The following is an 8,406-nucleotide window of genomic DNA, read 5'->3' on the forward strand; positions in this document are numbered from 1 at the left end:
TTGCGGCGCTATAACGGCCAGATCCACGGGATCACCAGGCTGGCCGTCAGGGCCATCAGGATATTGAGCGGAATTCCCACTTTCATGAAATCGGTGAAGCGGTAGCCGCCGGGGCCATAGACCAGCGTGTTGGTCTGATAGCCGATGGGCGTGGCAAAACTGGCCGAGGCCGCCAGCATCACCGCCACCACCAGCGGGCGCGGGTCCACCCCCAATGCCAGACCCAGACTGATGACAATGGGGGTCATCACCACCGCAACGGCATTGTTGGTTACCAACTCCGTCAGGACCGATGTCAGCACATAGACCGACAGCACCAGCAGCACCGGCGGCATCACGCCCAGCAAGGGCACGGCGGCACTGACGATCAGTGCCACCGCCCCGGAGTCCTGCAACCCCGCGCCGACGGCCAGCATGCCGAAGATCAGCGCCAACAGGCGGCCATCGATGAAGCCGAATGCCTCATCCGCATCGATGCAGCGGGTCAGCAGCACCACTGCCACACCGATTACGGCAAGCAGCAGGATCGGCGCAACGCCCAGCGCCGAAAGCGCCACGATCGCCGCCAGCGTGGCAATCACGATGGGGGCATGGCTGCGCCGATAGGCCCGGTCCGAAGGCTGGGCGATATCCACCATGTCCATATCCGTGGCCAGCCGCTGGATATCCGCCGGTGTGCCTTCCAGCAGCAGCGTGTCGCCCACACGCACGACCAGTTCATCCAGGTTGCGGCCGATGTTCTGGTTGCGCCGATGCACCGCCAGCGGATAGACGCCGTAGCGCCGCCGCAGCCGCAGCGATCCCAGCGTGCGCCCCACCATCCGGCACCCGGGCGCGATCAGCGCCTCGACCGTGCTGGTGCGGACCGATGACAGCTTCTGGATGGTCTCTGGCGCGGGCGCATCCGGGGACCGCTCGGTGGCGCGGGGGTCTTCGGCATCCTTGGGGGTGGCCACATCCTTGTTCTTCTTCAGGCCCAGGACTTCGGACATGGCGGTGCGCAGCACCACCCGGTCGCCCGCCGCCAGTTCCACCGCCCCTATGTCACGGCGCAAGGAGGCATCGCCGCGCAGCACATCGATCACCCGCGCGCCTTCGCGCTTGAACAGGTCGATGGTGTCGATGGGCCGCCCGATCAGGGATGAGTTCTCGGGGATCACCACCTCGGTAAAGAATTTCATCTTCGAGCGATCCGACAGCAAGGTGCTCAGCGAATCACGGTTCGGCAGCAGAAACCGCCCGATGGTGGCCAGGTATGTCACCCCCACCAGCGCCATCACCAGCCCCGCCAGCGTGATCTCGAATATGGTGAAAGGCGCAAGGCCCGCGTTCTGCGCCACCCCGTCCACCAGCAGGTTGGTCGAGGTTCCCACCAGCGTTATCGTGCCGCCGAAGATGGAGAAATAGCTGAGCGGGATCAGTAGTTTGGAGGCCGAGGTCTGCATCTGCCGGGCAAGCTGGATGAAGATGGGGATCATCACCACCACAATCGGCGTGTTGTTCACAAAGGCCGACAGGAACAGCGCTGTCAGCGTCAACATGCCCAGTGTCAGCACCGGGTGCTGTTTCACATGGCGCGCGGCGATCTGGGTGATCCAGTCCAGTGTGCCGGTGCGCACCAGCGCGCCAACGATCACAAAGAGCGCGGCAATGGTCCAGGGCGCGTGGTTGGAGAAGACCTCAAGCGCCATGCCATAGGGCAGGATGCCCAGCATCAGCATCACGGCGGCGCCGGAAATGGCCACGACCTCAACCGGATAAACCTCGCGCATGAAGGCGATGAACATGACGGCGACAATGAGCAGTGCCGTCACGGCTTCGACCATGGGGGGGAGGTCCAGTCCGATCATTCTGCGCCTTTTTCCAGCCGGTGTGCCACGCGGTGACCTGCAGTTGACCCCGGTTTGGCCCTGCGATTCAAGCGGATTTGCCCGGTGGCGCGGGTGGGTCGGTGCCCGGGCCGGGGCCGGGCGCGGTTTGCGGGCGGGGTTGCACCAGAAACAGACCCCCGAACAGCAGTGCCAGCGCGGTCCAGAACCAGGGCGATGGACGCTCGCCCAGCAAGAGCATCGCCCAGACCACCCCGGACGCGGTCACCACATAGGCCACCTGCGCGCCAAAGACCGCCCCGCCATGGCGCAGAATGGCCACATAGCCCGCATAGGCCAGCGATCCGCCGATGCCTGAGATCAGGATCGCCCATTCCGCCGCACCCCAGGCCGTGCCCGGCATGACCGGCGCGCCGCTAAGCGCCGCCAGCGGCAGCACCATCACCACCGCCATGGCCGTGGCGCCCAGCAATGTCTGCATCGGCCCCGCCTGCGCGCGCGAGACATTGGCGATCACCAGCCCCTCCAGCGCATAGCACATGGGCGCGATCATGCTGACCAGAACAAAGGCGGTGGCCGTGCCGGGCGGCAGGCTGGCTTCGGGCAGGATCAGAAGCGCTACGGCGCCCGCGCCAAGGGTCAGGCCGACAAAGCGTTTCCAGCGAAAGCGCTCGATCCGCAGACCCAGCGCCAGCCCCAGCGCGAAGATCGGCACCAGCGCGATGATCACGGAATGCACCGCCGCAGGCACATGCCCCAGCGCCCAGAACGCGGCCAGATGCGGCAGCACGATCCCCAGCAGCGCCACGGCCAGATACAGCGCCAGAGACGACCGGTCCAGCGGGATGCGCCAGCGCCCCCGCACCACCAGAACCGCCGCCAGCACCAACAGGCCCAGCACCGATTGCCACAGCACGATGGTCAGGGGCAGATACCCCGCCAGCCGGGCAATCCGGACCAGCGGCGCCCCGGCGCCCCAGGCTGCGCCCACCGCCAGCAACCCCGCAAGGGCCAGCAACACCGGCATCATGGGGCGCAGGGCCACGGTGGTCATGCGCGCCCCGGCCCGGGGGCAAGGGCGGCCGGGTCCGGGGTGCCCGGCTCAAACGGTGCCGGCCCCTCGGCAGGCAACCGCCCGCCCGCCCGGACGGCCATGATCTGCCGAGCCTTGCCGGTGGCGTCATCGGTTTCAACGAACACGCCGCACAGGGTCACCGGCCCCTTGGCGGGCTCGAACCGGGCCTTGCCCATGCCAGTGACAAAGCGGCGCATGGGCTCGTCCTTGGCCATGCCGATGACGCTGTCATAATCGCCGCACATGCCCGCATCGCTGAGGTAGGCCGTACCCCGCGGCAGGATCTGGGCATCGGCGGTGGGGACATGGGTATGGGTGCCCACCGCCAGGCTGGCGCGCCCGTCACACCAATGGCCCAGGGCCATCTTCTCGGAGGTGGCCTCGCAATGGATGTCGATGACCGAGGCCTGCACCCGCCCGCCGGGCGGATGGGCGCGCAGCACCGGTTCCAGCGCCGAAAACGGGTCATCGAAGGCGCGTTTCATGAACACCTGGCCCAGCACCTGCGCCACCAGCACACGCCGCCCGCCCGGCGCCTCGAACACGCCATGGCCGCGGCCCGGCGTGGCGGTCTTGGCAAAGTTCAGTGGCCGCAGGATGCGCGGTTCACTGTCGATGAATCCCAGCATGGTGCGCTGGTCAAAGGCGTGATCGCCCAGCGTCAGGCAATCCGCCCCGGCCTCCAGCAGGGACTGGGCATGTTCCGGCGACACTCCCATGCCCCCGGTGGCGTTTTCCGCGTTGACGATGATGAAATCCAGACGCCACGCAGCGCGCAGGCGGGGCAGGGCCTCGGCCACTGCTGCCCGGCCCGCGCGGCCCATCACATCGCCCAGAAACAAGATCCGCATGAGTGCTCCTGCTGTTCGCGCCAAAGCCTATGCGCGAAGCATCGGCCTGGCAATGGGCTGCGGTGCGGCATGGAGGCACCGCCCGCTGCCCGCTCGCCCGATTGACCTTGCCGCGCCCAGCGCGCAGTCTTGCCGCCATGTCGCACTGGTCCCTGACACGCTGTCCGATTCCCCATGACCCCGAAGCCGGGGCCGAGGCCCGCGCCCTGTTCCCCGACCTGCCCGCCGATCTGGCCGGGCTGATCGAGGGTGCCGCCGGGTGCAGCCCCTATCTGAAGGGCCTGATGGGCCATGAACGCGACTGGCTGCCCGGTGCGCTGGCCGATGATCCGGCGGCGGTGCTGGCCGCCGAACTGGCCGCGCTGGACCCCGAAGACAGCGCGCTCGCCGTCACGCTGCGCCGGGCCAAGCGCCGGGTGGCGCTGCTGGCGGCGCTGGCCGATCTGGGCGGCGTCTGGGACCTGGACCGCGTGACCGGCGCGCTGACCGATCTGGCCGATGCCGCCACCCGGACCGCCCTTGCGGCGGCGCTGGGCCATGAAATCCGCCGCCGCAAACTGCCCGGCGCTGCCCCTGAAGATGCCGCCACCGGCGCGGGCATGGTGGTGCTGGCCATGGGCAAGATGGGCGCGCGGGAGCTGAATTATTCCTCGGACATCGACCTGATCTGCCTGTTCGATGAAACCCGCTTCGATGCCGATGACTACCATGACGCCCGCGCCGCCTTCATCCGCGCCACGCGCCGGATGTGCGCGCTGCTGTCAGATCACACCGGCGATGGCTATGTGTTCCGCACCGATCTGCGCCTGCGCCCGGACCCGTCGGTCACCCCGGTCTGCCTGTCGATGGAGGCCGCCGAGCGGTATTACGAATCCCTTGGCCGCACATGGGAGCGCGCGGCCTATATCAAGGCCCGCCCCTGCGCCGGGGACATCGCCGCCGGGCAGCGCTTCCTGCAGGCGCTGACCCCCTTCGTCTGGCGCCGCCATCTGGATTTCGCCGCCATCCAGGACGCCCATGACATGCGCCTGCGCATTCGCGCCCACAAGGGGCTGGGCGGCGCGCTGGTCCTGGACGGGCACAACATGAAGCTGGGCCGCGGCGGCATCCGAGAGATCGAGTTCTTCACCCAGACCCGGCAGATCATCGCCGGCGGGCGCGACCCTGACCTGCGATCCTCGCGGACCGAGGACGCGCTGGCCGCCCTGGCCGCAAAGGGCTGGGTGCCCGCCGATGTGGCGCGCGAACTGGCCGAAAACTACCGCCACCACCGTGAGGTCGAGCATCGTCTGCAGATGATCCAGGACGCCCAGACCCAGACCCTGCCCAACGCGCCCGAGGGGTTCGACCGGCTGGCGCGTTTCATGGGCGCAGGGGATACCGACCGCTGGCGCAAGCGGCTCAAGACCCGTCTGGCCCGGGTGCATGACCTGACCGAAGGGTTCTTTGCCCCCGGCACCGAGACCGCGCCCGAACCGGAACTGTCCGAGTCCGCGCAGAAGATCGTGTCCGGCTGGCGCGCCTTTGCCGCGCTGCGCTCGGACCGCGCGCAGCAGATCTTTGACCGCCTGCGCCCCGAAATCCTGCGCCGAATGCAGCAGGCCGCAAACCCCGAAGAGGCGCTGATCCAGTTTGACCATTTCCTGGGCGGTCTGCCCGCGGGGGTGCAGATATTTTCCCTGTTCGAGGCCAACCCCCAGCTGATCGACCTGCTGGTGGATATCTGCGCCACCGCGCCCCGGCTGGCGGCCTATCTGTCGCGCAATTCGGGCGTGCTGGATGCGGTGATCGGCGGTGATTTCTTCGCGCCCTGGCCCGGCACCGCGGCGCTTGGCGCGGACCTGTCGGCGCGGCTGAAGGGTGTCGATGATTACGAACGCAAGCTGGATGGCGCGCGGGTCTGGGCGCGGGAATGGCATTTCCGCATCGGCGTGCACCACCTGCGCGGGCTGATCGACGCGGCCGAGGCCGGGGCCCAGTATGCGCAACTGGCCGAGGCCACGCTTGCCGCGCTCTGGCCGCATGTGGTGGCCGAATTCGCGCGCAAGCACGGTCCGCCGCCGGGGCGGGGGGCGGTGGTGCTGGGCATGGGCTCGCTGGGGGCGGCGCGGCTGAATGCGGCGTCGGATCTGGATCTGATCGTGATCTATGACCCCGCGGGCGCCGAAGGCTCGGACGGACCCCGCCCGCTGGGCGCGCGGCCCTATTACGCGCGGCTGACCCAGGCCTTTGTCACCGCGATCTCGGCCCCCATGGCCGGTGGGCGGCTCTATGAGGTGGACATGCGGCTGCGCCCTTCGGGGCGGCAGGGGCCGGTGGCGACCTCGCTCGATGCCTTTCGCAACTACCAGCAGACCGAGGCCTGGACCTGGGAGCATCTGGCCCTGACCCGTGCGCGCCGCGTCGCCGGATGCGCCGATCTGGGCGCCGAGGTCGAGGCATTTCGCCGCGCGCTGCTGCCAGAGAAGGGGCGCGGGGCGGAGGTGCGCGCCGATGTCGCCGCCATGCGCGCCCGCCTGGCCGAGGCCAAGCCGGGCGACAGCCGCTGGGAGGCCAAGGACGGCCCCGGGCGGTTGCAGGATATCGAACTCGCCGCCCAGACCTGCGCGCTGCTGGCCGGTAGCCACGCCCACCGGGTCGAGGCGCAACTGCTGGCCGGACGCCGCGCCGGGGTGCTGGACCCGACCGCCGAAGCCGCGTTGCTGGAGGCGTACCGCCTGTGCTGGCGGATGCAGTGCTCCAGCCGACTGCTGGCCGACCGCGTGGGCGACCCGCAGGCGCTGGGGCAGGGCGGGCAGGCGCTGATCCTTCGCGAAACCGGCGCCGCCGATCTGGAGGCCCTGGCGCAGGCCCTGCAGGCGCAGGCCAGGGGCGCGGCGGCGGTGATTGCGGAAATGCTGGACAGTGCGCCCGCCACGGGGCAATCCTGAGCGCCGCAGCATCAGGCAACAGGACCGCCCATGGACCCGCAACAGGCCGACCCCAAGGGGCTTATCCGCGAAAGCTACAGGATTGACGGGATCACCGATGCCGAATGCCGGTCGATCCTGATCGACTGGGCGCTCAGCCTGCCAGCGGGCGCGGCCCAGTCAGACGCCATCGACGCGCTGCTGGCACACTACGGCACCGAGGCACCGGACCACCCGATGACCGCGCTGCTGCGCGAAGGTCAGAGCCCCGGCACCCCAACCCGCCGCCGCGGCGGCCGCGCGGCGCGCGTGTCCGGAGGGTAACACCCCGGTTTGCGGGCCGGAACGGAGGGCGGGTTTGCGGGCGAAGCCATCGTTCCCGAACCTCAGGGCCTTGCCTGCTTGCAAGAGGCCTTGATTGCCCGGAGAGTGGTGGTGCAATGGCGTTTTTGCGCGGGCAGAGGGATTGAAAGCACATGCCGATGGAAACCTATCTCATCTACCTGGCCGCAGTTGCCGTTTTCTTTGCGACACCGCCCGACACCAGCCAACTCCTTGTCATTTCAAACAGTATTCGCCATGGGTTGCGCCGAAGCGCCTACACCATTGTGGGCGACCTGAGCGCAAATTGCCTCCAGATGACAGCGGCCGCATTCGGTTTGGCTGCAATCATTGCAACATCCGCGACCGCTTTCATCTGGATAAAGTGGCTCGGCGTTGCCTATCTGGTCTGGATCGGACTGCAGCTGATCCTGTCAAAGGACCATTCCACTGAGGCTGAGGCGAATGCGTCCGGTGGGGCGTTTCATCTTTTCAAGCAAGGCTTTGTTGTTTCAATGGCCAACCCGTTCGCGGTCGTTTTCTTTGGCGCTCTGTTTCCGCAATTCATCGATCCCGCATCCCCTGTCTTGCCGCAACTCTTCATCCTTGGTTTGACCTATATCGTGGTCGATGGCGTGATCCTGCTGCTGTGGGGCTGGACAGGTATTCGTGCGGCCACAGCGCTGAAACGGTTTTCGTTCAACATTGTCAACAAGGTCTGCGGCAGCCTCATGATCGGTGCCGGGGTGTTGCTGGCAACTCGGGACTTGCAGCCGCAGCGTTAACAGGCTGCTGAAGAAGTCGTCTACCTCCTGTTTTTCAGGCAAGCGACCGGGAAACTGTTCCTCGGCACGCTTTCCACAAGCTCGGCCGACCATCAAGGGGCTTACGCGGCCCCGCCGGGGCCTCGGTCCCCTTGATCCCGGGAGGGCGCATTGCAACGCTGCAAAAAGCTTAGCGCATGGAGGGGCTTGGCTGGCATGAACCGCAGCAAACCCAAGGCCCCAACGCGCCCACCCGTCGCCATTGTCGCGCCCAATCTTCTTTTTCAGCAACCTGTTAAAGCTGCATCATGAAGCAGATCAGCTATACGCTGGCCAATCTGCAGACCTACGATCGCGCCAATGCTGCGCTGGCGGCGGGCGCGGAGGCGTTGATCCCAGCGGACCATGCGAACCGCCTGCAGAACGGCGAAAACGCCCTGCGCGCCTTGGCTGGTGCTCTTTCGGTTCGTCTGGATGACCTGAGCGGTAAGGCCAGCCCATTGCGGGCATGGGGGAGGCGCGCCGTCTGCGGGGATGTCCCGATGAATGTTGAAATCGGGTCGGGGCAGCGCTGCCGGGGTCATGGTTAGGCGGCCTCTGCGGTCTGGTCAACGACGGTGATGCCCGGCTCCCGATGTTTCAGAAGCGCGGCCTTGA

Annotated in this window: 7 protein-coding genes; 4 read left to right on the forward strand and 3 right to left on the reverse strand. The window is 67.5% G+C overall.

What is annotated here, in order from left to right; all coding sequences use genetic code 11:
- Nucleotides 1-8: 8 nt before the first annotated feature.
- The 3 genes from HUK65_RS04570 to HUK65_RS04580 form a co-directional block, all read right to left on the reverse strand.
- The gene (locus HUK65_RS04570) at nt 9-1,850 is read right to left on the reverse strand and encodes an SLC13 family permease (RefSeq protein ID WP_179904962.1); all 1,842 of its coding nucleotides are present in this window, start codon (nt 1,848-1,850) and stop codon (nt 9-11) included.
- 67 nt (nt 1,851-1,917) lie between these two features.
- Nucleotides 1,918-2,883 (reverse strand): DMT family transporter, encoded by a 966-nt coding sequence (locus HUK65_RS04575; protein ID WP_179904963.1) that lies wholly within the window; start codon nt 2,881-2,883, stop codon nt 1,918-1,920.
- Nucleotides 2,880-3,755: a TIGR00282 family metallophosphoesterase gene (locus HUK65_RS04580; protein ID WP_179904964.1), complete on the reverse strand. Its 876-nt coding sequence runs from the start codon at nt 3,753-3,755 to the stop codon at nt 2,880-2,882. The genes HUK65_RS04575 and HUK65_RS04580 overlap by 4 nt, the downstream gene beginning before the upstream one ends.
- 137 nt (nt 3,756-3,892) lie before the next feature.
- Between HUK65_RS04580 and HUK65_RS04585 the strand changes: the two genes are divergently transcribed.
- The 4 genes from HUK65_RS04585 to HUK65_RS04600 all read left to right on the forward strand — a co-directional run bounded on the left by HUK65_RS04585 (nt 3,893) and on the right by HUK65_RS04600 (nt 8,339).
- Entirely contained in the window at nt 3,893-6,685 is a 2,793-nt protein-coding gene (locus HUK65_RS04585; RefSeq protein ID WP_179904965.1) for a [protein-PII] uridylyltransferase family protein, read from the forward strand.
- A gap of 30 nt (nt 6,686-6,715) precedes the next feature.
- Nucleotides 6,716-6,988: a hypothetical protein gene (locus tag HUK65_RS04590; protein ID WP_179904966.1), complete on the forward strand. Its 273-nt coding sequence runs from the start codon at nt 6,716-6,718 to the stop codon at nt 6,986-6,988.
- Between the two features lie 152 nt (nt 6,989-7,140).
- Nucleotides 7,141-7,770, forward strand: a complete 630-nt coding sequence (locus tag HUK65_RS04595) for a LysE family translocator (RefSeq protein WP_179904967.1) — start codon at nt 7,141-7,143, stop codon at nt 7,768-7,770.
- Between the two features lie 287 nt (nt 7,771-8,057).
- A complete protein-coding gene (locus tag HUK65_RS04600; RefSeq protein ID WP_179904968.1) occupies nt 8,058-8,339 on the forward strand; it encodes a hypothetical protein in 282 nt (93 codons plus the stop codon).
- Nucleotides 8,340-8,406 lie beyond the last annotated feature (67 nt).

It is taken from the genome of Rhabdonatronobacter sediminivivens, assembly GCF_013415485.1.
GTDB classification, from domain to species: domain Bacteria; phylum Pseudomonadota; class Alphaproteobacteria; order Rhodobacterales; family Rhodobacteraceae; genus Rhabdonatronobacter; species Rhabdonatronobacter sediminivivens.

Coding starts and splice junctions, on each gene's coding strand:
- HUK65_RS04570 (WP_179904962.1), bottom strand. CDS start 1,850: ATGATCGGACTGGACCTCCCCCCCATGGTCGAAGCCGTGACGGCACTG.
- HUK65_RS04575 (WP_179904963.1), bottom strand. CDS start 2,883: ATGACCACCGTGGCCCTGCGCCCCATGATGCCGGTGTTGCTGGCCCTT.
- HUK65_RS04580 (WP_179904964.1), bottom strand. CDS start 3,755: ATGCGGATCTTGTTTCTGGGCGATGTGATGGGCCGCGCGGGCCGGGCA.
- HUK65_RS04585 (WP_179904965.1), top strand. CDS start 3,893: ATGTCGCACTGGTCCCTGACACGCTGTCCGATTCCCCATGACCCCGAA.
- HUK65_RS04590 (WP_179904966.1), top strand. CDS start 6,716: ATGGACCCGCAACAGGCCGACCCCAAGGGGCTTATCCGCGAAAGCTAC.
- HUK65_RS04595 (WP_179904967.1), top strand. CDS start 7,141: ATGCCGATGGAAACCTATCTCATCTACCTGGCCGCAGTTGCCGTTTTC.
- HUK65_RS04600 (WP_179904968.1), top strand. CDS start 8,058: ATGAAGCAGATCAGCTATACGCTGGCCAATCTGCAGACCTACGATCGC.